18 protein-coding genes are annotated in these 20,563 nt (G+C 63.6%); 11 read left to right on the top strand and 7 right to left on the bottom strand.

What is annotated here, in order from left to right; translation table 11 throughout:
* Positions 1-54: 54 nt before the first annotated feature.
* Complete coding sequence (gene glgC, locus EVC45_RS02895) at positions 55-1,320, bottom strand: glucose-1-phosphate adenylyltransferase (RefSeq protein WP_129956526.1); 1,266 nt, start codon at positions 1,318-1,320, stop codon at positions 55-57.
* A gap of 468 nt (positions 1,321-1,788) precedes the next feature.
* On the opposite strand from glgC, the gene EVC45_RS02890 reads away from it, so the two are divergent.
* Positions 1,789-2,889, top strand: coding sequence for an alpha/beta fold hydrolase (locus EVC45_RS02890; RefSeq protein WP_129956525.1), 1,101 nt, complete (start codon positions 1,789-1,791; stop codon positions 2,887-2,889).
* Between the two features lie 160 nt (positions 2,890-3,049).
* Here the strand turns inward: EVC45_RS02890 and EVC45_RS02885 are convergent, their stop codons facing one another.
* Positions 3,050-4,711 carry a sialidase family protein gene (locus EVC45_RS02885; protein WP_129956524.1) on the bottom strand — a complete coding sequence of 554 codons (1,662 nt, stop codon included), beginning with the start codon at positions 4,709-4,711 and terminating at the stop codon, positions 3,050-3,052.
* Positions 4,712-5,179: 468 nt separating this feature from the next.
* On the opposite strand from EVC45_RS02885, the gene EVC45_RS02880 reads away from it, so the two are divergent.
* On the top strand, positions 5,180-6,733 hold the full coding sequence (locus tag EVC45_RS02880) for a phospholipase D family protein (RefSeq protein WP_129956523.1): 1,554 nt from the start codon (positions 5,180-5,182) through the stop codon (positions 6,731-6,733).
* A 37-nt stretch (positions 6,734-6,770) separates the two neighbouring features.
* Here EVC45_RS02880 and EVC45_RS02875 read toward each other — a convergent pair whose 3' ends face one another.
* Positions 6,771-6,971 carry a hypothetical protein gene (locus EVC45_RS02875; protein WP_129956522.1) on the bottom strand — a complete coding sequence of 67 codons (201 nt, stop codon included), beginning with the start codon at positions 6,969-6,971 and terminating at the stop codon, positions 6,771-6,773.
* A 310-nt stretch (positions 6,972-7,281) separates the two neighbouring features.
* Here EVC45_RS02875 and EVC45_RS02870 point away from each other — a divergent pair, with 310 nt between their 5' ends.
* The gene (locus tag EVC45_RS02870; protein WP_129956521.1) at positions 7,282-7,503 is read left to right on the top strand and encodes a DUF3079 domain-containing protein; all 222 of its coding nucleotides are present in this window, start codon (positions 7,282-7,284) and stop codon (positions 7,501-7,503) included.
* Between the two features lie 81 nt (positions 7,504-7,584).
* On the opposite strand, the gene EVC45_RS02865 is transcribed toward EVC45_RS02870, so the two are convergent.
* Entirely contained in the window at positions 7,585-9,063 is a 1,479-nt protein-coding gene (locus EVC45_RS02865) for a YncE family protein (protein ID WP_129956520.1), read from the bottom strand.
* Complete coding sequence (locus tag EVC45_RS02860) at positions 9,060-9,560, bottom strand: DUF305 domain-containing protein (RefSeq protein WP_129956519.1); 501 nt, start codon at positions 9,558-9,560, stop codon at positions 9,060-9,062. Before EVC45_RS02860 ends, EVC45_RS02865 begins: the two co-directional genes overlap by 4 nt.
* A gap of 241 nt (positions 9,561-9,801) precedes the next feature.
* Here EVC45_RS02860 and EVC45_RS02855 point away from each other — a divergent pair, with 241 nt between their 5' ends.
* Positions 9,802-10,926: a sensor histidine kinase gene (locus EVC45_RS02855; protein ID WP_129956518.1), complete on the top strand. Its 1,125-nt coding sequence runs from the start codon at positions 9,802-9,804 to the stop codon at positions 10,924-10,926.
* Position 10,927: 1 nt separating this feature from the next.
* Here the strand turns inward: EVC45_RS02855 and EVC45_RS02850 are convergent, their stop codons facing one another.
* Positions 10,928-11,851 (bottom strand): LysR family transcriptional regulator, encoded by a 924-nt coding sequence (locus EVC45_RS02850; RefSeq protein ID WP_129956517.1) that lies wholly within the window; start codon positions 11,849-11,851, stop codon positions 10,928-10,930.
* Positions 11,852-11,991: 140 nt separating this feature from the next.
* On the opposite strand from EVC45_RS02850, the gene EVC45_RS02845 reads away from it, so the two are divergent.
* On the top strand, positions 11,992-12,756 hold the full coding sequence (locus EVC45_RS02845; protein WP_129956516.1) for an SDR family oxidoreductase: 765 nt from the start codon (positions 11,992-11,994) through the stop codon (positions 12,754-12,756).
* Positions 12,757-12,829: 73 nt separating this feature from the next.
* Positions 12,830-13,621 carry an SDR family NAD(P)-dependent oxidoreductase gene (locus EVC45_RS02840; protein ID WP_129956587.1) on the top strand — a complete coding sequence of 264 codons (792 nt, stop codon included), beginning with the start codon at positions 12,830-12,832 and terminating at the stop codon, positions 13,619-13,621.
* A gap of 122 nt (positions 13,622-13,743) precedes the next feature.
* On the opposite strand, the gene EVC45_RS02835 is transcribed toward EVC45_RS02840, so the two are convergent.
* Positions 13,744-14,739, bottom strand: coding sequence for an LLM class flavin-dependent oxidoreductase (locus EVC45_RS02835; RefSeq protein WP_129956515.1), 996 nt, complete (start codon positions 14,737-14,739; stop codon positions 13,744-13,746).
* 317 nt (positions 14,740-15,056) lie between these two features.
* Here EVC45_RS02835 and EVC45_RS02830 point away from each other — a divergent pair, with 317 nt between their 5' ends.
* The 5 genes from EVC45_RS02830 to EVC45_RS02810 all read left to right on the top strand — a co-directional run bounded on the left by EVC45_RS02830 (position 15,057) and on the right by EVC45_RS02810 (position 20,551).
* Complete coding sequence (locus EVC45_RS02830) at positions 15,057-16,658, top strand: rhodanese-related sulfurtransferase (protein ID WP_129956514.1); 1,602 nt, start codon at positions 15,057-15,059, stop codon at positions 16,656-16,658.
* 538 nt (positions 16,659-17,196) lie between these two features.
* Positions 17,197-17,748, top strand: a complete 552-nt coding sequence (bamE, locus tag EVC45_RS02825; RefSeq protein WP_129956513.1) for an outer membrane protein assembly factor BamE — start codon at positions 17,197-17,199, stop codon at positions 17,746-17,748.
* Positions 17,749-17,807: 59 nt separating this feature from the next.
* Positions 17,808-18,761 carry a patatin-like phospholipase family protein gene (locus EVC45_RS02820; RefSeq protein WP_129956512.1) on the top strand — a complete coding sequence of 318 codons (954 nt, stop codon included), beginning with the start codon at positions 17,808-17,810 and terminating at the stop codon, positions 18,759-18,761.
* Between the two features lie 381 nt (positions 18,762-19,142).
* Positions 19,143-19,832, top strand: coding sequence for an ABC transporter permease (locus EVC45_RS02815; protein ID WP_129956511.1), 690 nt, complete (start codon positions 19,143-19,145; stop codon positions 19,830-19,832).
* Positions 19,833-19,837: 5 nt separating this feature from the next.
* Positions 19,838-20,551, top strand: coding sequence for an ABC transporter permease (locus EVC45_RS02810; RefSeq protein WP_129956510.1), 714 nt, complete (start codon positions 19,838-19,840; stop codon positions 20,549-20,551).
* The last annotated feature ends 12 nt before the right edge of the window (positions 20,552-20,563 follow it).

Genomic DNA, 20,563 nt, shown 5'->3' with positions numbered 1-20,563 from the left:
GGCCACGCGCGGCCGGCGGCGCGCGACCGCCGGCGCGGGCCTGCGGCGCACGCGCTACTTCGGATGATTGCGCAATGCCTCCTGGGTGACCAGCACGACGCCTTCGTCGGTGCGATAGAAGCGCTCGGCGTCGCGCGCCGGGTCTTCGCCGATCACCGTACCTTCCGGAATCGTGCAGCCACGGTCGATCACGACCTTCTGCAGCCGGCAACTCGCGCCGACCGTGACCTGCGGCAACAAGACTGCCTCATTGATATTACAGAACGAACTCACTTTCACGTTCGACGACAGCACCGAGCGCGAAATCTGCGAACCCGAGATCACGCAGCCGCCGCAGACGATCAGATTGTTGCCCGAGCCCTGCAGCCCCTTCATGTCGCGTACGAACTTCGCGGGCGGCAACTGCTCCTGGTAGGTCCAGATCGGCCATGACTCGTCGTACAGGTCGAGCGTCGGGATCGTCGACGCGAGGTCGAGGTTCGCGGCCCAGTACGCGTCGATCGTGCCGACGTCGCGCCAGTACGGCTCGACGCTCGGGTCCGACGACACGCACGACATGCTGAACGGATGCGCGATCGCCACGCCCTGGGTGACGACGCGCGGCAGGATGTCCTTGCCGAAGTCGTGATCGGTATCGATCGCGGCGATGTTCTCTTCGAGCTGCGTGTACAGGTAGTCGGCGTTGAACACGTAGATGCCCATGCTGGCGAGCGCCGTGTCGGGGCGGCCGGGGATCGCCGGCGGGTCGGCCGGTTTTTCGACGAAGCCGGTCACGCGGCGATTTTCGTCGACCGCCATCACGCCGAACGCGACCGCGTCCATGCGCGGCACCTCGATGCAGCCGACCGTGCAGTCGGCGCCGCTGTCCGCGTGATCGGCGATCATGCGCGTGTAGTCCATCTTGTAGATATGGTCGCCCGCGAGCACGACCACGTATTTCGGGCGGATCGAGCGGATGATGTCGAGGTTCTGGAACACCGCGTCGGCGGTGCCGCGATACCAGTGCGCGCCTTCGACGCGCTGCTGCGCGGGCCACAGGTCGATGAACTCGCCCATCTCGCCGCGCAGGAAACTCCAGCCGCGTTGCAGATGCCGCAGCAGCGAATGCGCCTTGTACTGGGTGACCACCGCGATGCGGCGGATGCCGGAATTCAGGCAATTGGACAGCGCAAAGTCGATGATCCGGTATTTGCCGCCGAAGTGCACCGCCGGCTTCACGCGCTTGTTCGTGAGCGGCCCGAGCCGGGTGCCGCGTCCGCCGGCGAGGACGATCGCGAGGGTAGTGCGCTGTAAGTCGTTCAGCCGTGCCGGAGTATTCATATTTGTCTCCTGTCGATCGGCGTGGGCCCGTCAGCACTCACGCCGATCTTATGCAAGATGGTTGCCTGATTGGTATACCCCCGGATGATCTGGTCGCGTCCTCTCCGCTGATGATTTGGGCTGCCTGGCAGTCGTGCCGCGTTGCCGTTCTTCGCTGCCTGTTTTCGCGGGTTCGTCAGTCAGTTCTAGCACCGATTGGACGCGAGCGAATAATGTTTATTGCGGGGGCCGCGTAGCGGACCATCCCGAACGATCGCCTGTTACGGCGCGTTTTTCGGTGCGGCGCAACACATTGATCGCCAGGTCGTACGCGAACGGGGCCCCGATCCGGGACGGCGCAATATGCGTGCCACATTGCCGCGGCCGGGCGCCGGCCCGCGATGCGCGGCTGGCGCCAGAGTTCGGCGGTGCATCGTAGAATCGTGCGCTCCGCGCGTTCCCTGTTGCGTTTTTTTTCAAAGCATCCCGATGAATCTTCGCCGCCCGTTCCTGCTTGCCCTGTCGAGTGTCTGCGCCTGTGCCTTGCTGTGCGCGGCGTCTGTCGCGGCGGCCGCCACGCCGGCGAGCGAAGCGAGCCCGGCTGCCGCGAGCGCCGCGGCCGCGTCCTCGCCCGACGATGCCGGCCCGGCCTACGGTCCGGAACTGCAGGGCTTCAACTATCCGGCGCCGGTCGAACGCTTCGAATTCACGTCGCAGGGCGTGTCTTTGCAGATGGCCTACATGGACGTGAAGCCGGCGCATGCGAACGGCCGCACCGTGGTGTTGCTGCACGGCAAAAATTTCTGCTCGGCGACGTGGGACGCGACGATTCGACGGCTGAGCGATGCCGGCTATCGGGTGATCGCCCCGGATCAGATCGGTTTTTGCAAATCGAGCAAGCCCGAGCATTACCAGTACAGCTTCCAGCAACTCGCACGCAATACGCACGCGCTGCTCGCCTCGCTCGGCGTTGGCGACGTGACGGTGGTCGGCCATTCGACCGGCGGCATGCTCGCCGTCCGCTATGCGCTGATGTATCCACGCGAAACGCAGCAACTGGTGCTGGTGAACCCGATCGGACTCGAGGACTGGAAGGCGAAGGGCGTGCCGTCGCTATCGGTCGACCAGTGGTATCAGCGGGAACTGAAGACCACCGCCGATGGTATCCGCCGCTACGAACAGGCGACCTATTACGCGGGGCAATGGCGGGCGGACTACGAACCGTGGGTGCAGATGCTCGCGGGCATGTACCGCGGGCCGGGCAAGCAGATCGTCGCGTGGAATTCGGCGCTGCTGTACGACATGATTTACACGCAGCCGGTCGTTTATGAGCTTGGGCAGCTCAGCATGCCGGCGCTGCTATTGATCGGCCAGAAGGACACCACCGCGATCGGTAAGGACGCCGCGCCGCCCGAAGTGCGCGCGAAGCTCGGTCATTACCCGGAACTGGGCCGCGCGGCCGCGAAGGCGATTCCGCATGCGACGCTTGTGGAATTCGCGGGGCTCGGACACGCGCCGCAGATGCAGGACCCGGACGCGTTTCATAAGGCGCTGCTGGACGGATTGGCAGCGGTACCGGAGAACCGTTGATCGTTCAAACGGGATTCTGTCCCGCGAGCCTGTTCCTGCGTCGCTCGCCACTATCGAGGATCGCTGTTACTGAGGCGACCCGTGGCCGGCCTATTTGCTGCTCGGACTCAACGGCAATTGCCAACCGAGGCGGCGACCCCTAGGCCGCCGCCGGTTGCGCTCAAGGCAAGCCTGAGATCTGTCGGGTGAATTCGGCCGTCACGTTGGGACCCGTGGCTACGCCGAAAACCGGGTACACGATCGTGGACCCGCTAGCGGTCAGACCCATGTAATCGCCGAGGAAATGGCCGCGCGCCACGGGAGCATTGAGTATGTTGAACGAGGCCGTGGTCAGTCGCTCCTCGTTGCCCCAGTCAGCGGCGCTCTTACAATTGGACGAGGCCGGACAGAAGACCGCGAAATAGTCCGTGGCCTCGAAGCCGGCAGGCGTATTCGTGTCGTTGCGAAAGTCGTAGTAGGTCACCACGACCGTACTGCCGTCGCCCGACGCCACCACCGCGGGGATGAAGGCTTGCTGACGGCACGGATTCGCGGCATTGACCGGCGTCTGGTTGATCATCACCGGCGTCGACCAGGTGGTCCCACCGTCCTCCGACTCGCTGAAGACGATCCCGCCGATCGCGATGGATCCCGCACCGGGCGTGGTGCAGGTGGCTGTCGAAAAGCGATTATCCTGCCACGCGAGATAGATTGCCCCCGAGACCGGGTTGACAGCGACACTGTAGAGGATGGAGGCATCGCGTATCGGCTGGCCGGTGTCCGGAGTGACCACGCCCGCTGCGCGCACGTGGATATCGTTGACGAACGTCGGCGCGCTCCAGCTCGCGCCCTTATCGCTGGACGATATATAGCCGATGCTGAGACCGAACGATGTGACATTGATCGCAGTGAAGAAGTCGCGCAGGGTCCCATTGGGCAACACCCGTACGATATTGTCGATCGTCTGCGCATTCGTGCCCGGTTGGTAGATCGGAGCGGCCGTGCTCCATGTCACGCCGTTGTCGGTGGATCGCGAGAGGAAGCTGGGGCCGGTGAAATTGAACTTGAAGGACGGGGCGCCGCCCGCTGAACCGTTACGTAATTGGCGCGCGATTTCGACACCATCGTTTCCCGCGAGCAACTGATCGCCGGCCTGGCTGGGCGGGAAAACGCTCAGTTGATCCCACACTGCATAGACGTAACCGTTCGCCGTCGGATCGGCGGTGAGCGAGTCCTTGTCGTTGAGCGCATGCGGCGAGTTGGTGCGAATCAGCGTCACCGGAGCTTGCCAGGTCGCGCCGTGGTCGACGGAACGGCTAACCAGCAGCGCACTATTGCGCGCCCCAAACGGAGTTGTCGGCTTCATCGGGTCCAACACCAACGACAGGAAGAAGGCCGTGCCGTCTTGAGCGAAGTCGACCCAGGGATCGGAGGCACGACGGAATGCACCCCCAGTACACTTCGTCACGCCGGTTGGGATCGAACTGGTCCAACTGCCGGCCGCATCCGTGGAAACGACGCCGGCGAGTCCGCGTGAGCCGCCGTCGTCCCAGCGGTCCTGCTGGTAACCGACGAGGAGGCGCGACGTGTCGGTCGGGTCGGCCGCGACCCATGGCTCTATCAATGTGGCTGGATAAAGGACGCTTCCGAATGCGGATTGCTGCGCGTTGAGCTGGTCGGCAGTGCATCCGCTGAACGGATCACCCGCGGCCACCTGGACCAGGGGGCCGAGCGGCGGTTTCGCCTGGGCGCCTGGGACGATCGCGCAAGTGAGCGCGATGACACTGCCGCTTGCAAAGCCCCGGGAAGCAGAACGCGATAGTCGTTTGAAAATGGATGTCATATGCGCCTCGCGAAAAGGGATAAGCCGCTTTTGCCCTCAGCTGGCCCGACCGCAAAACCAGCGCTCGCTGCCGCCGAACTCTGCACATGGAAAATAGTCCCCGGCATGCATTTTTGTGAGGAATCTTTGTTACAGCTGTCGAGCCATCGCGCGAGGTGCCGCCGCTATTGACATGGCATAGCACTTGCCAAGGGAACGCGGGATCTGCATGTAGCTGCTTGCAGAAGTAGGGGACCGCGCTATTGCCGTGAGCGCATTGTCGAGTGAATCGCAACCGCGCCCCAGGAATTACACTCTCCCAACTTTCTCCCGCTCTTCTATAGCGCATCGGAGGTGAGAATCACGCAGGATTGCACCTGAATCACAGAGCGAGCGATTTGAAAACCACGTGAGCCAGCCGCTCCATCACCGCATGCTGCGCCACGACACCAAGCCTGATCCCGATCGACATCTCGACGGAGTGTGGACATGACAAAGCTACAGGGTCTCGCCGCAAGTGTTCTCGTGTTCCTGTTGGCCGCGTGCGCGAGTCTGCCGCCGCAGAGCAACCGCACTCCCACCTTTGCGCTTCAAAACACGGAATCCACCCGGCTCGGCGTGATCTTCACGCCCGAAGAGCAAAGCCATCCGGGCAATAGCGCATTTCATCTGCTGGAGGACCCGGTCGACGCGATCGTGGCGCGCGTGGTGCTCGCCGAAGCGGCCGAGCGCTCGCTCGACCTTCAGTACTACATCTGGCACGACGATCTGACGGGCCGCGAACTCGCGGCAGCGCTGCTCGCAGCGGCCGACCGGGGCGTACGTGTGCGCGTCCTGCTCGACGACCTCGGGACGAACGCCGACGATCAGGTTCTGCTCGCACTCAGCTCGCATCCGAACATGAAGATACGGCTGTTCAACCCGGTCGCGAGCCGTCACTTCAAGTCGCTCGCGGCTGCTCTCGAATTTTCCCGCGTCGATCGGCGCATGCACGACAAGGCGATGATCGCGGACAACGAAGCCGCCATTCTCGGCGGACGCAATATCGGCGACGAATACTTCGGCGCATCGAAGGTCGTCGTGATGGGCGATCTCGACGTGCTGGTGCACGGTCCGGTTGTCCGCGACGTTTCCCATGCCTTCGACCAGTTCTGGAATGCGCAATCGTCGTATGCGATCGAGCAACTGATGGGACATCAGGCGGATCCGTCCGCGCTGGCGGGCTACCGCGCGAAATTGAACGAGTACATCAAATCGCAGCATGACTCGCCATACATCATTGAAGCCCGGCAGCGGATGGCCAGGATGCTCGCAGCGGGCAACGTCGATTTCTCATGGGGACAAGCCACGCTCCTGTACGACGATCCGGCCAAGGTCACCCGTGATCCGAACGATCCGGAGGGCCACCTGATGACGCGGTTTGCGGCCTTGAACCTCAAGCCCGAGCACGAAATGCTGATCATCTCGCCTTACTTCGTGCCAGGGAAAGCGGGCGTCGCATGGATACGCGAACAGACCGCGCGCGGGGTCAAGGTTACGGTGTTGACCAACTCGCTGGCCGCCACCGACGTCGTCGCAGTGAATGCGGGTTATCAACACTATCGCGAGGATCTGCTGACGGCGGGCGTACGGCTTTACGAGCTGAAGCCGACCGGTTCGGGCAAGGCCAAAGCGCAACACAGGTACTTCGGTTCTTCAAAGGCCTCGTTGCATGCGAAAACGTATGTCTTCGACAGACAAAGCGTTTTCATCGGCTCGATGAATCTCGATCCTCGCTCGAGCCATCTGAATACGGAGATAGGCGTGCTTTGCTACAGTCCGGCGCTTGCCGGCCAGGTGATCGATGACGTCGAGCCGAACCTGGACGTGATTGCCTGGCGAGTCGAGCAACGTACCGATGCGAACGGCAGGCACCACATCGTCTGGATCGATACAGCCGAGAACGGAACGGTGACGGAATTCGACACGGAGCCGGGGACTTCATTTACGCAGCGTGCAAGCATCTGGTTCCTGGGCCTGCTGCCGATCGAATCGGAGCTATGAGTGCAGCGGGCGCGCAGAGCTGCGCGCCTCGTTGCTGTCAGCCGTGGTAGAAGCCGTCGGTAACGGAGTTTTGCAGCACGCCGTCGACATAGACGCCGACCGGGTCGCCATCAGCGGTCGTGAGGATCGAGCCGACGTGCTGGCCGGGTAGTTTCATCCGGCCGCCCTGAATTTGGGTCATCTCCTCGTGATCGAGCTCGGCTGAGTTTGGGATGTCGTTGATGGTCAGCGTGTTCATGGCGTGTCTCCTTGAAGGAAAGGGTTGTAGAGGCATTCAAGCGGCCGGCTGCTTGCAGCACACTATGCAGATGTCATGCCATTCGGACGTGATCTGCGTAAAGCGCATTCCCACGTGAATCGCGATCATGCGAGTTTGGGCGCGGCCATCACTTAGCCGAACGAAGTTGGAAAATCGCTGACATCGCCTTGTTTTCGCCTCCAGTCGCAACGCTCAGCGCGGGCCGCGACACTCTGCCATCTGTTACTGGGCCGCGCAAAGAAGACAATTGTGGCTGGGCGAGCTTCCGTGATCGCCCGGGGACGACATCATGGCCAAGAAATTTCCCATTCATCCGCTGCACCCGGAACGCGTGTGCTGGGGCTGCGACCACTACTGCCCGGCCGACGATATGCGCTGCGGCAACGGACAGAGCCGCGCCCAGCATCCGATGGAACTGCTCGGTGATGACTGGCTCGAGCACGGCGACTGGGGGATCGAGGTCGACGCGTCGGGTAAAAGCGTCACGCCGTCCTGCTCAGTGCGGCCATGAAGCGTCGTTCGTTCGCACTGTGGCTCAGACGTTCGGGCGGCGGTTCCACTCAGGAACCGGCCAGTCTAACGACGGACCCGCTTACAGCGACTGCACTTGCACGGGAGCCCCTGGCTTACCCGCCACCTGGGGGGCGACCACGAGATAGCGGCGCTTGTCTGCGGCGGTGCTCACTCCCGGTGTGACCAGTTGGCGAATCTGGCCGAGAGCATTGACGATCGCCGAGCCGGCCGGATTGGACATGAAATTCGCAAGCACCTGGATGTCACCCGAGCCATCCGGCTTATCAGCAAGACCGAGTACGTAGGGCTGCTTCGGTTGCAGACCGGTCACAGCGGCCTGGAGAACCTGCACGAGCCCCTGGTCGAACAACGCGACAGTCGTAGGTGGGTTGGCGGCATCCGCCGTCCTGTTCGACCCCACCGGAACCAGTGCGATGTGGACGCTCTGACCAGCCAGACCGAGTGCCTGCAGGTTCTGCGTACCATCACCTTCCGGCACCGCGTTCGGCACATAGGTGACAGCCTGCGGCGCCTGGCCAATGGGCACAGTCGCGATGACCGTGTTGGTCAGTGTGTCGATCGCAGTCATCGCATCGGCGTTCTCGAGCCCGACATAGATGCGGCTGCCATCCCCCGACGGCCATAGCCCATGCGGCAGGTTGCCGACAGGGATCGTCGCGACCTGCGAGAAGTTATCGGTTCGAAACACCTTGATCACATTCAGGCCACCAACGGTGACGTACGCGAACGTGCCATTGGCGTTATGCACGATGTTCACGTGATTCGTGATCGGGCCCGTGTCCAGTGTAGTGATGAGCGCGAATGGCGGCCTCGCATCGAACACCTGAACCTTGCCGGTGTCCTTGAGCGTGAACCAGACCTGCTTGCCGTCGGGCGTCGCCGCCAGGTCGGGACAGAAGGGGCTGCCCTGCCTGACCGTGCCGACGATCTTGTGGTCGGCCACGGACACCACCTCAGTCTCCGGGTTGAAGGACGAACAGACATAACCATACTTCCCGTCCGGTGAGAATATCTGCATGCCGGGGCCAGCCGGGACGGTAATGCGTGCTTTCTCCTCGTACGTGTTCCCGTCGAGTACCGCCACATAGTTTTCGCCTCGCACGGTCACCCAGACCTCCTTGCCATCGGGAGTGAAGAAGGCCTCGTGAGGCGAGCGGCCGACGTAGGTGACGTGCTTGACGGCGTTAGTCTGCGTGTCGATGAATGAAACCGAGTTCGATCCGATCGAGACAACCGCAATCGTGCGATGGTCCGGCGAGAATCCCATGCCATGCACGAGTAATTGACCTTTGTACAACGGACTGAAATTGCCCGGCGACGGATCGCCGAGGCGAATCAGGCCGAGCAGCTTGTTGTCGGCCGGGTCGATCACCGACACCGTGTTCGAAAACTGCTCGGCCGCGTACACGCGATCGTGGTGGCTGACTTGAATGTCAGGATCGGACTGCGATCCAGGGGCCTGCCCAGCCCAGGCGAACTGCGCTGCCATCAGCGCGGCTGCAGACAACCCGATGGTGATTCTCGATGAGCGTTTCATGGTTGCTCCTCTTGCATGGGGTTCGGCATGTTCATTTGCATGCCGTGGTCGGATGCGGGGTGGGCAGGGGCAGCCGGGAGAGAAGCGGGCTTTTGCTGGTCCGGCGCGGGGGCTGGTGGCGGCAATGGTTGTCCGAGTGCGACGCGCATCGCGACGATTTCCTGTTGTTGCTCGACGACGATCTCCTGCGCGATGCGGCGCAACTGTTCGTTGTGTCCGTAACGCAGTTCGGCCTGCGCCATGTCGATGGCACCTTGATGGTGAGGCACCATCATTTCGACAAAATCGCGATCGACGTCGCCTGTCGGTCTCGTCGACATGCCATCCATCATCCTTGTCATGGCGGCATCGTTCTCCGCCAGGAATGGAGCTTCGTTGGACGTAGCGTCGGTCTGTATGCCGGCAGTGACGGCAGGCGAGTCGCAAAACGCGGAGATCGCCAGGACAACGACGACGCTCAGGATCGTCCGCACGCTACGAGGACTTGGGGTACGCAAGATCGTTCTCCCGTTGTGACGAACAGGTGTCTCGTTGGAGTGAACCCGTCAGATGCGAGGTTATTCCGGGTCCCACACAGATTTCAAGCAGATGCCGGTTCGAAGCCGGAGTGGGCTGCCGCGACATCGCCCGTCGTCATCTGGAACGCTCCTTCGATTCAAGTCCGTCACCCATTTGCGCGTAACATAGCTTGGCTGATTGCCTCCGGCAGCCGCCCATTTACCGTTTGGAGACGCGGACGTGCGACTTGCAGACTTTATCTTGCGAGACATCGAGCCGATACTCGAGCACTGGGAGGCGTTCGCCGCCACCCTCACGCCAGCGGCGACAAGAATGGGATCGATGGAGCTACGCGAAGAGGCACAGCAAGTGCTGCTCGCCGTAGCAACAGACTTGCAAACACCGCAAAGCCGGGACGCCCAACACGCAAAGTCATGGGGCCAAGGCTCCGGTCTCGTCGGCGTGACCGAATCAGCCGCGCGAACGCATGGATTTCTGAGGGCTCGTGCCGGCTTCAGTGTGAACCAGCTCGCCGCCGAATATCGCGCGCTGCGTGCAAGCGTGCTGCGCTTGTGGATGGACGATTGCGTGCCCGAAGCTCCGCACTTCGATGATGTCATTCGGTTCAATGAAGCGATCGATCAGGCGCTGGCCGAATCGGTCACCTCGTTCAATGCGCAGATCGAGCAGAACCGTAACCTCCTGCTTGGCATGCTGGGGCACGACATGCGCAGCCCACTGCAGGCGATCAAGGTCACCGCATCGTATCTGGCCGCTCTGAATGCCGGAGAGCAGGTATCCACGGCGGCTGGCCGCCTGATCCGCAGCGGGGCCCGGATGCAGGCATTGCTCGATGACCTGACCGAATTCAACCGAACCCAACTGGGCTTGGGCATCAGCGTCGCGCCCACGCATGTCAATCTCGCGGATGTGCTTTCTGACGAACTGGACGCGTTGCGTGCCACTCACCCCGACAGGCAGATCGAGTTACAGGTGACCGGTGATCTGAAGGGGGTCTGGGACAGCCAGCGCCTGCAGCAATTGCTGGGCAACCTTGTGCTCAATGCCATCAAGTATGGGGCGCCGGACACTCCTGTGCGCGTGACGGTGACCGGTGATGCAACACAGGTCCGCATCGACGTCTGCAACCATGGTGCGGCGATCGAGTCCGCAACCCTGGCTCACATCTTCGATCCGTTGATTCGGGGGCCAAACCGCCAGAACGAAGACGAGATGGCGGGCAACCTTGGACTGGGTTTGTACATCGCAAGCGAAATCGCCAAGGCCCACCACGGTGCAATCGAAACGCGCTCCGATGAGACGGAGACGATTTTTTCAGTGTTACTCCCGCGCGCGGAACCGTGACTCAGGGCGGGCCGTTGCCATGCCGATCCCAAGGGGGCACCCCACCAAACGCATCGACCAGAAAATCGATCATCACACGCACTCGGGCGCTCAGGTGTCGACGGCTCGGGTACATGGCGAGTATGTCGATGTCGGGCAGGCGATACTCAGGCAACACCTGAACCAGCGTGCCGGCGCGTAGATCGTTGCCGATCAGGAACGTGGGTTGCCAGATCACGCCTTGCCCGGCGAGCGCTGCCGCGCGCGCCGTATCGCCGTTATTCGTATGCATGCGACAGTCCACCCTCACCGCGTGAGTCTTGCCGCCAGCGTCGATCAGTTGCCACTCGTCGCCGGTGGCCGCATAGGTGTACCCGATGCAGCGATGCCCGATCAGGTCCGTAGGCGCCGTCGGAACTCCGGCGCGAGCCAGATAGGCCGGCGACGCGCACAGAATGTTTTGCGATGTCGCGAGCTTACGCGCCGCGTGGCTAGTCGAGCCGGCGCGCGAGATGCGAATGGCGAGATCGTAGCCTTCATCGACGATATCGACGACGCGGTCGATCAGCCCCACGTCGAGTTCGATGCCAGGATATTTCCGCATGAACTCGGGCCATAGCGGCGCCAGATACAAAATCCCAAAGCTCACGGGCGCATTGATGCGCAGGCGTCCGCGTGGTTCGACCGACGCGGATGACACGAGCCCCTCGGTCTCGGCGACATCGTCGAGGATGGACTTGCAGCGGGCGTAAAGGGTCTCGCCGCCCTCGGTCAGAGACAGCGTGCGCGACGTTCGATTCAGCAGGCGCGTGCCCAGGTGCGCTTCCAGCTCGTTCACATAGCGGGTCACGTTGGCGGGCGACGTGCCGAGCGCATCCGCTGCGCGCGCAAAACCACCACGGCTCACCACCGTCACGAAAACCTCGAAGGCGCGCAGGCGGTCCATGCAAGCCCTCCTATCGTTCACAAAAGCTGACCGATAGGACCATGTTTTTGACCTTTCCGCCATCAGGACTGAAGCCTATATTCCTTTCACCGGCCAACGCATAGGGCACTGGCCAACCAAATGGATCAGGAGAGAAGAACATGCAACGCTTGACGGGAAAGGTCGCCATCGTGACGGGTGCAAGCTCAGGAATTGGCCGCGCTACCGCGAAGCTGTTCGCGAAGGAAGGCGCCAAGGTGGTGATCGCGGCGCGCCGCGCGGCAGAACTCGAAACCCTTGTCGCAGAGATAGCCAGCGAAGGCGGCGAAGCCGTGTATCTCGCCGGCGACGTGCAATCGGAGGACTTCGCGAAGGCGCTGGTCGCACTCGCAGTGAGCCGCTTCGGCCGTCTGGACATCGCCTACAACAACGCCGGTACGCTTGGCGAGATGGGCCCGAGCACCGGCATTTCCGAAGCCGGCTGGAGCGCCGCGCTGGCGACCAATCTGACCAGTGCCTTCCTCGGAGCGAAGCACCAGATTCCCGAAATGCTGAAGCAAGGTGGTGGATCGATCATCTTCACGTCGACGTTCGTCGGTTACTCGTTCGCGTTTCCCGGCACTGCGGCCTACGCGGCGAGCAAGTCCGGCCTGATCGGCCTCACGCAGGCACTCGCTGCCGAGTACGGCGCGCAAGGCGTGCGCGTCAACGCGGTGTTGCCGGGCGCGGTGGACACGGAGATGTATCGCGGCATGAACGACAGCCACGAATCGCAGGCATTCGTGACCGGGCTGCATGCGCTCAAGCGCGTCGCCAGGCCGGAAGAACTGGCGCGTTCGGTGCTGTATCTCGCGTCGGACGATTCGTCCTTCGTGACCGGCACCGCCTCACTGGTCGATGGTGGCGCATCGATTACCCGCACGTGAACCTGCTGGCGGCATGCGGCGTTCAAGACCCGCTGCCGCCGCTCTTACTTCATCCATTGAAAGGAAATCACCCATGGACCTGAATCTGACAGGCAAACTCGCACTGGTGAGCGGCAGCACGGCCGGCATCGGTCACGCTATCGCCAGCACGTTGGCGCAGGAGGGCGCTCGTGTGATCGTGAACGGCCGCTCCCAGTCATCTGTGGACGACGTGGTCGCGCAGCTGAAAGCGGAGACGGGCGGCGACGTGTTGGGATTTGCGGGCGATCTAAGCACCGCCGCTTCAGCGGAAGAACTGGCGCGACGCTATCCGGACGTGGAAATACTGGTCAACAACCTGGGCATCTTCGAGCCCAAGCCGTTCGAGGAGATCCCCGACGCGGACTGGCAGCGGTTCTTCGACGTCAATGTGCTGAGTGGGGTACGCCTCGCTCGCCTGTTTTTGCCCGCGATGAAGCGGGCCAACTGGGGGCGCATCATTTTCATTTCGAGCGAGAGCGGGGTGCAGATTCCAGCCGAAATGATCCACTACGGTGTGACGAAAACCGCGCAGCTGGCGGTCTCGCGCGGGCTCGCCGAAGCCGTTGCCGGCACGGGCATCACCGTCAATAGCGTGCTGCCGGGGCCGACGAAATCGCGCGGCGTGGGTGAATTCGTCGAGACCCTTGCAAAGGCCGACGGCAAATCGTTTGAAGCGTTCGAAAAAGAGTTCTTCGAGAAGGTCCGTCCCACATCGCTGATCAAGCGATTTGGTTCGCCGCAGGAAGTCGCGTCGCTCGTGGCCTATATCGCGAGTCCGCTTTCGTCGGCCACGACGGGAGCTGCGTTGCGGGCCGACGGGGGCGTGATAAAGAGCGCCTTCTAGATCTCACGCCGGGGCCGAAGCGTCCGGCCTGACCCCACTCGGTGCAAAAAGACAAGGGCGGCTCGCGATGAGCCGCCCTTTTTTCGTGCGTTGCCGTGTCGGCCGATCGGTTCGCGAACCGCTCAGTTGGCCGCCATCAGTTCATCGCGCACCTCGGCGCCGATCTCGAACGAGCGCAGCCGCGCTTCGTGATCGTAAATCTGTGCGGTCAGCATCAACTCGTTCGCGCCGGTCTGCTCGATGATCGATTGCAGACCTTCGCGGATTGCGTCGCGATCGCCGAGCACGGTGCACGAGAGTGCGCGAGCGACGTTGTTCAACTCCATCTCGGAGGCTTCGAGCCGCTCGACCGGCGGCTGCAATTGCCCCGGCGTGCCGCGCCGCAGATTGATGAACTGTTGCTGCAGCGACGTGAACAGCCGCGCGGCTTCATCGTTCGTGTCGGCGGCGAACAGATTGACGCCGACCATCGCGTAGGGCTTCGCCAGCGTCGCGGACGGCCGGAACTGCGAGCGATACACCTGCAGCGCGGTCATCATGTAATCGGGCGCGAAGTGCGACGCGAACGCGAACGGCAGCCCGAGCGCCGCGGCCAGTTGCGCGCTGTACAGCGACGAGCCGAGCAGCCACAGCGGCACGTTGAGGCCCGCGCCCGGCACCGCGCGAATGCGCTGGCCCGCGACCGGTTCGGCGAAATACCGTTGCAGTTCGACGACGTCGTCAGGGAAGGTCTCCGCGCTCGCCTGCAGATCGCGGCGCAGCGCGCGGGAAGTGGTCTGATCGGTGCCGGGCGCGCGGCCGAGGCCGAGATCGATCCGCCCCGGATACAGCGACGCGAGCGTGCCGAACTGTTCGGCGATCACGAGCGGCGCATGGTTCGGCAGCATGATGCCGCCGGAGCCGACGCGAATCGTGTTGGTGCCGCCGGCCACGTAGCCGATCACGACCGAGGTCGCCGCGCTCGCGATGCCGGTCATGTTGTGATGCTCGGCGAGCCAGTAGCGTTTGTAGTTCAGCTTTTCCGCGTGTTGCGCGAGTGACAGTGTGTTCCTGAATGCGTCCGCAGGCGTGGCGCCCGCGGTGACCGGCGAGAGATCGAGAACCGAGAAGGGGATCATTGTCTGTTGATTGCGATGAGCGGCGCTTTCGCGCGATGGGGCATTGTGGCAAAGCGACGGCATTTCTGCTGGCGGCGCGGCGATGCCCATGTCGGCCGAAGGGTCGGCAAGATTTGGTAAGGAGCGGCGCGTGGCGCGGAAATTGCGCTTGCGTAGCGTGTTCGAGCGGCAGGTGCATCGCATTCGCAGTGCGCTCGAATAAGTAATCCAGCGAGTGACCGTGCGCCAATCGGAATTCGAGTGTACGGTTAAGTATCGACGCGGCAACGCGACCCGTTGCCGGAAATCTGGAATGAAGCGAAGGAGTTCCTGATCCCATGAATGTCGTCAAAGAATTTCGTACCCGGTCATACCAGGACGTGTGCCACGCCTTGCTCGACCGCGAGGAGATCGCGCTCGTCGACGTGCGTGAGGAAGATCCGCACGCGCGCAGCCATCCGTTGTTTGCCGCCAATCTGCCGCTGTCGCGGCTCGAACTCGACGCGCCGGTTCGGTTGCCGCGCCCGGCGCTGCCGATCGTCGTGTTCGATGCCGGCGAGGGCCTCGCGAGGCGCGCGGCCGAGCGTCTCACCGAACTCGGCTATACCAACGTCGCATTGCTCGAAGGCGGCCTGCAAGGCTGGCGCGAAGCGGGCGGCGAGTTGTTCAGGGACGTCAACGTGCCGAGCAAGGCGTTCGGCGAACTGGTTGAAAGCGTGCGTCATACGCCGTCGCTGTCCGCGCAGCAGGTGCAGGCGCTGCTCGATCGCGAGGCCGATGTCGTCGTGCTCGACGCGCGCCGCTTCGACGAGTTTCAGACCATGAACATCCCCGGCAGCATCAGCGTGCCGGGCGCGGAGCTGGTGTTGCGCGCGCGGCAGCTCGCGCCGGATCCGGCCACGCGCATCATCGTCAATTGCGCGGGGCGCACGCGCAGCATCATCGGCGCGCAGTCGCTGATCAATGCGGGGGTGCCGAATCCAGTCGCGGCGCTGCGCAACGGCACGATGGGCTGGACGCTCGCCGGTCAGCCGCTCGCTCATGGCAGCTCGCGGCGCGTCGAAGGCGGGGTCGACGACGCTTCCCGTCTCGCCGCGGCCGAAGGCGCGCGCGCGGTCGCCGATCGGGCGCGCGTGCGCCGCACCTCGCGCGATGAAGCGCGTCGCTGGGCCGACGAAGCGGTGCGCACCGTGTATCGCTTCGACGTGCGTACGCCCGAGGAATACGAGGCGGGCCACGTGCCTGGTTTTCGCAGTGCGCCGGGCGGCCAGCTCGTGCAGGAAACCGACCTGTTCGTGACGGTGCGCGGCGCGCGCGTGATCCTCGCGGACAACGACGGCGTGCGCGCGAACATGACCGCGTCGTGGCTCGCGCAGATGAACGTCGAGGCGTACGTGGTCGACGGCCTGACGGCGGCCGATTTCGCCGAGAAGGGCATGGCGCCGCCCGCGCGTTACGCGGTCACGCCGCCCGACGTCGACGACATCGCGCCGGCCGAGCTCGCCGCGCTGCTGCAGTCGCCGGGTACCGTGGTGCTCGATTTCACGAGCAGCGCGGACTATCTGACGCGGCATGTCCCGGGCGCGTGGTTCGTGATTCGCAGCCAGCTCGCCGATGCGCTGCGTACGCTGCCCGACGCGAAGCGCTATGTGCTCACCTGCGGCAGCGACGTGATCGCGCGCTTCGTCGCGCCGGAACTCGCCGCGGCGACCCGGCGGCCGGTGCAGGTGCTGCGCGGCGGCACGATCGCGTGGATCGACGCGGGCCTGCCCGTGGAGTCGGGCGGCACGCGAATGGCGTCGCCACGCATCGATCGTTATCAGCGGCCGTACGAGGGCACGGAGAACGCACGCGAAGCGATGAGCGCGTATCTGGAATGGGAGCATGGGCTCGTCGCACAACTCGCGCGCGACGGCACGCACGGCTTTCGCGTGATTTGACCAGGCGGCATCCGGGGATCCGGCGGTCCGGCGCCCCTGTTGCCGCGCGCAGAATCTTCTGCCGATTCGGTGTAAACGCGCTCTCGTAGAATGCCGCCAATGCGTTTAAATTAGCGAGATCAGGAAGGCTTATCGAGGGACCAGGGCGGCCATAAAAGGCAGCGGTTTGTCATTCGGCGATGGCGCAAGGTGAGCAGCCAAGGTTGCTCATCGCTTCGTTTGGAACAGACCGCTGCGCGTCGTCCAGGGTGCTTCGCGCAAGGCGGCCAACGAGGGCCGCCGTCACTTCCGGTTGATCATATCGACCGACATGGCGACGCTGTGAACAGCGTCGCCTTTTTGCTTCTGGCGTACCCACCATCCCGCTTGATCCCCTGTCGATCGTTTAGCGCTGCGCGCAACACGTTACGTGCGTAGCCGCACTTGTCGTGTCTGCGCGACTCGCGGTTTTCCGCGGGCGCGGTTATCCTTGTAGTACACACTACAGACCGGCCATGCGCGGCGAAGGCAGATCCCGCGCATCCGGACAGGAACCGAAGTGAGCCTCAAACCGCTGGGCGTCACGCTGCTGATCGCGTGCTTTGCGCTGACCGGCTGCGACCAACAGCAGAGCGATCAAGCCGTGCAAAAACTCAAGGACTTTTTCAACGCCGTCAAACCGGACGCGTTGCTGCTCAAGGACCTGACGCCCGGCGTCACGACCGAGGCGCAAATCGTCGACCAGATGGGCAAGCCCGAAACCGCGCGCACCTTCACCGACGGCTCGAAGCGCTTCGAATATCCGCGCGGTCCGCAGGGCCTCAACACCTACATGGTCGACGTCGATCGCGACGGCAAGCTGCAGGCGATCACGCAGGTGCTGACCGCAGCCAACTTCGCGAAGATCCGCTCCGGCATGACCGAGGACGAGGTGCGCCGCTTGCTCGGCAAACCTGGACAGGTCGCGGTGTTTCCGCTGAAGCCGGAAACCGTGTGGAGCTGGAAGTGGCGGGAGGGCGGCGTGACCGAAGAGGGCATCTTCAACGTTCACTTCGACCAGAGCCAGAGGGTGTACACCACGTCGCGCTCGGACGTGATTCGCGGGCGATAGGCGGGGGAAATTTCGATCAGAAGGCGGCCGCATCAGCGGTCCGACAGAGCGGGGTAGGTATGATACGTCGACGTCGATACAGCCGGATCGGGCTGGTGTTGGGGGGCGGCGCCGCGCGCGGCTGGGCGCATATCGGCGCGATTCGCGCGCTGCAGGACGCGGGCATCAAGCCCGACGTCGTGTGCGGCACGTCGATCGGCGCGCTGGTCGGCGCGGTCTATGCGAACGGCGATCTCGACTGGCTCGAGGAGTGGGTGTCGCGTCTCACGTGGCAGACCGTGGTGCGGCTGCTCGATCTGCGCATCTCGGGCGGCCTGCTCGGCGGGCGCAAGGTGATCCAGCTATTCGCCGACAAATTCGGCGGCCGCTCGATCGCGCAACTCGACATCCCGTTCGCGGCGGTCGCGACCGAACTCGACACGGGCCGCGAAATCTGGCTGCAGGACGGCAGCACGATCGACTCGGTGCGCGCGTCGATTGCGATTCCGGGCATCTTCACGCCGGTGTGGCACAACGGCGTGTGGCTCGTCGACGGCGGCCTCAGCAACCCGGTGCCGGTGTCGGTCGCGCGCGGCATGCGCGCGGACTGCGTGATCGCGATCGATCTGAACAACGACATCCTGAACGGCCGCGACTTCGGCGGCCCGGTCATCGAAACGCCCGCGCTCGATCCCACCGCGCCGCAGCCCGTCGCGCTGCGCCGCAACGGCAAGCCGTGGCCGCGCTGGCTCGCGCCAGCAGAAGCGAGCGCCACCGACGACGTGCGCGTGCCGCCGAAACCGAGCGCGCAAGTGCCGTCGATGCTGAGTTCGATCGCGCAAAGCATCGACATCATGCAGGTGCGCATCTCGCGCAGCCGGCTCGCGGGCGAACCGGCCGATATCCTGATCCAGCCGCGCCTGGGCGGCATGGGCATCTTCGATTTTCATCGCGCGGCGCCGGCCATCGAGGAAGGGCGCGCGGCGGTCGAGCACATGCTGCCGGCGATCCGCGCGCGGCTCACGCTCGAATGAGCGCGGCTCAGGTGGGCGAAACGATGCGTGACTCATGAGCCGCGAAGGGCTCTTAAGACTCATATAGGAATCATCTCCGCTCCACCGACGGTCGCCAACACCGCCCACGCGGCCTATCGAAAAAGCGACCCGAAACTTGCGAAATCGCAGCACGGCCACGCGCGCCTCGCTCGCCTGACAAAACGATAACCCTCGTTAAACCAAGCGCTGCGAGCGGTTAGCTGCTCGTCGAGCTGCAATGTTGCGTCGCAGCAAGCCACCCGCCTGGTATTTGAGAAATTGATTTCCGCTTGCGAGACTCCGCGCCATGCCGGAGCAGCGAGCAGCCCACGAAGCCGCCGCCATCCGCGCCAATTCAACAAAACCTGGATGGAGACACGCGTGTTCCTATACGGCTTTGGTCCCGTGCTGCTCGCCGGCACGATTCAGACGATCGAACTGTCCGTTCTGTCGCTGGCGGCCGCTGTGTTGCTCGGCCTCGCGGGCGCGGCGGCGAAACTCTCGTTCAACCGGCCCTTGCGGGCCATCGCAACCGGCTATACGACGCTGATCCGCTCGGTGCCCGACCTCGTGCTGATGCTGCTGCTGTTCTACAGCATCCAGATGGCGGTCAACGACGTCACCGACGCGCTCGATCTGCCGCAGTTCGACATCGATCCGTTCGTGGCCGGCGTGCTGACGCTCGGCTTCATCTACGGCGCGTACTTCACCGAGACGTTTCGCGGCGCGTTTCTCGCGGTGCCGCGCGGCCAGCTCGAAGCGGGCAGCGCGTACGGCATGAGCGGCGTGCGCGTGTTCACCCGCATCCTGTTCCCGCAGATGATGCGCTTCGCGCTGCCCGGCATCGGCAACAACTGGCAGGTGCTCGTGAAGGCCACCGCGCTGGTGTCGATCATCGGTCTCGCCGACGTCGTCAAGGCGGCGCAGGACGCGGGCAAGAGCACCTTCAACATGTTCTTTTTCATCCTCGTCGCGGCGCTGATCTATCTGGCGATCACCACCGTCTCGAACCTCGCGCTGATCTGGCTGAACCGCCGCTATTCGATCGGCGTGCGACACGCGGAGCTTTGAACGCCATGATCGACATCCTCAATCAATTCTGGAAGGCGTACCTGTTCTGGGACGGCCAGCGCCTGTCGGGTCTCGCGGTCACGCTGTGGCTGCTGGTCGCGTCGATCTCGATCGGCTTCGTGTGCTCGATACCGCTCGCGGTCGCGCGCGTGTCGAAGAAGCGCTGGCTGTCGACCCCCGTACGTGTGTACACCTACGTATTTCGCGGCACGCCGCTGTACGTGCAGCTGCTGCTGATCTACACCGGCGTGTACAGTCTCGCGTTCGTGCGCTCGCACAGTCTGCTCGACGCGTTCTTTCGCAGCGGCTTTCACTGCGCGATCCTCGCGTTCGCGTTGAACACCTGCGCGTACACGACCGAGATTTTCGCGGGCGCGATCCGCTCGACCTCGCACGGCGAAGTCGAGGCGGCGCGCGCCTACGGCATGAGCTGGTTCACGATGTACCGGCGCATTGTGATACCGTCCGCGCTGCGCCGCGCGTTGCCGTTGTACAGTAACGAAGTGATCCTGATGCTGCACGCGACCACGGTCGCGTTCACGGCCACGGTGCCCGACATCCTGAAGGTCGCGCGCGATGCGAACTCGGCGACCTATCAGTCGTTCAACGCATTCGGGCTCGCGGCGCTGATTTATCTCGTGGTGTCGTTTGCGCTGGTTGCGCTGTTCCGGCGCGCCGAGCGTCGCTGGCTCGCGTATCTCGCGGTGCGCACGCATTGAGCGAGCGTTGAC

Origin of the sequence: Paraburkholderia sp. UYCP14C (genome assembly GCF_004197395.1) — a bacterium.
Taxonomy (GTDB): domain Bacteria; phylum Pseudomonadota; class Gammaproteobacteria; order Burkholderiales; family Burkholderiaceae; genus Paraburkholderia.
Note: the sequence above shows the minus strand (reverse complement) of the source record. Positions and strands in the feature narration are given on the sequence as shown.

Excerpts from the sequence above, each read along its gene's own strand:
- glgC (WP_129956526.1), bottom strand. The coding sequence starts at position 1,320 with ATGAATACTCCGGCACGGCTGAACGACTTACAGCGCACTACCCTCGCG.
- EVC45_RS02890 (WP_129956525.1), top strand. The coding sequence starts at position 1,789 with ATGAATCTTCGCCGCCCGTTCCTGCTTGCCCTGTCGAGTGTCTGCGCC.
- EVC45_RS02885 (WP_129956524.1), bottom strand. The coding sequence starts at position 4,711 with ATGACATCCATTTTCAAACGACTATCGCGTTCTGCTTCCCGGGGCTTT.
- EVC45_RS02880 (WP_129956523.1), top strand. The coding sequence starts at position 5,180 with ATGACAAAGCTACAGGGTCTCGCCGCAAGTGTTCTCGTGTTCCTGTTG.
- EVC45_RS02875 (WP_129956522.1), bottom strand. The coding sequence starts at position 6,971 with ATGAACACGCTGACCATCAACGACATCCCAAACTCAGCCGAGCTCGAT.
- EVC45_RS02870 (WP_129956521.1), top strand. The coding sequence starts at position 7,282 with ATGGCCAAGAAATTTCCCATTCATCCGCTGCACCCGGAACGCGTGTGC.
- EVC45_RS02865 (WP_129956520.1), bottom strand. The coding sequence starts at position 9,063 with ATGAAACGCTCATCGAGAATCACCATCGGGTTGTCTGCAGCCGCGCTG.
- EVC45_RS02850 (WP_129956517.1), bottom strand. The coding sequence starts at position 11,851 with ATGGACCGCCTGCGCGCCTTCGAGGTTTTCGTGACGGTGGTGAGCCGT.
- EVC45_RS02845 (WP_129956516.1), top strand. The coding sequence starts at position 11,992 with ATGCAACGCTTGACGGGAAAGGTCGCCATCGTGACGGGTGCAAGCTCA.
- EVC45_RS02840 (WP_129956587.1), top strand. The coding sequence starts at position 12,830 with ATGGACCTGAATCTGACAGGCAAACTCGCACTGGTGAGCGGCAGCACG.
- EVC45_RS02835 (WP_129956515.1), bottom strand. The coding sequence starts at position 14,739 with ATGATCCCCTTCTCGGTTCTCGATCTCTCGCCGGTCACCGCGGGCGCC.
- EVC45_RS02830 (WP_129956514.1), top strand. The coding sequence starts at position 15,057 with ATGAATGTCGTCAAAGAATTTCGTACCCGGTCATACCAGGACGTGTGC.
- EVC45_RS02820 (WP_129956512.1), top strand. The coding sequence starts at position 17,808 with ATGATACGTCGACGTCGATACAGCCGGATCGGGCTGGTGTTGGGGGGC.
- EVC45_RS02810 (WP_129956510.1), top strand. The coding sequence starts at position 19,838 with ATGATCGACATCCTCAATCAATTCTGGAAGGCGTACCTGTTCTGGGAC.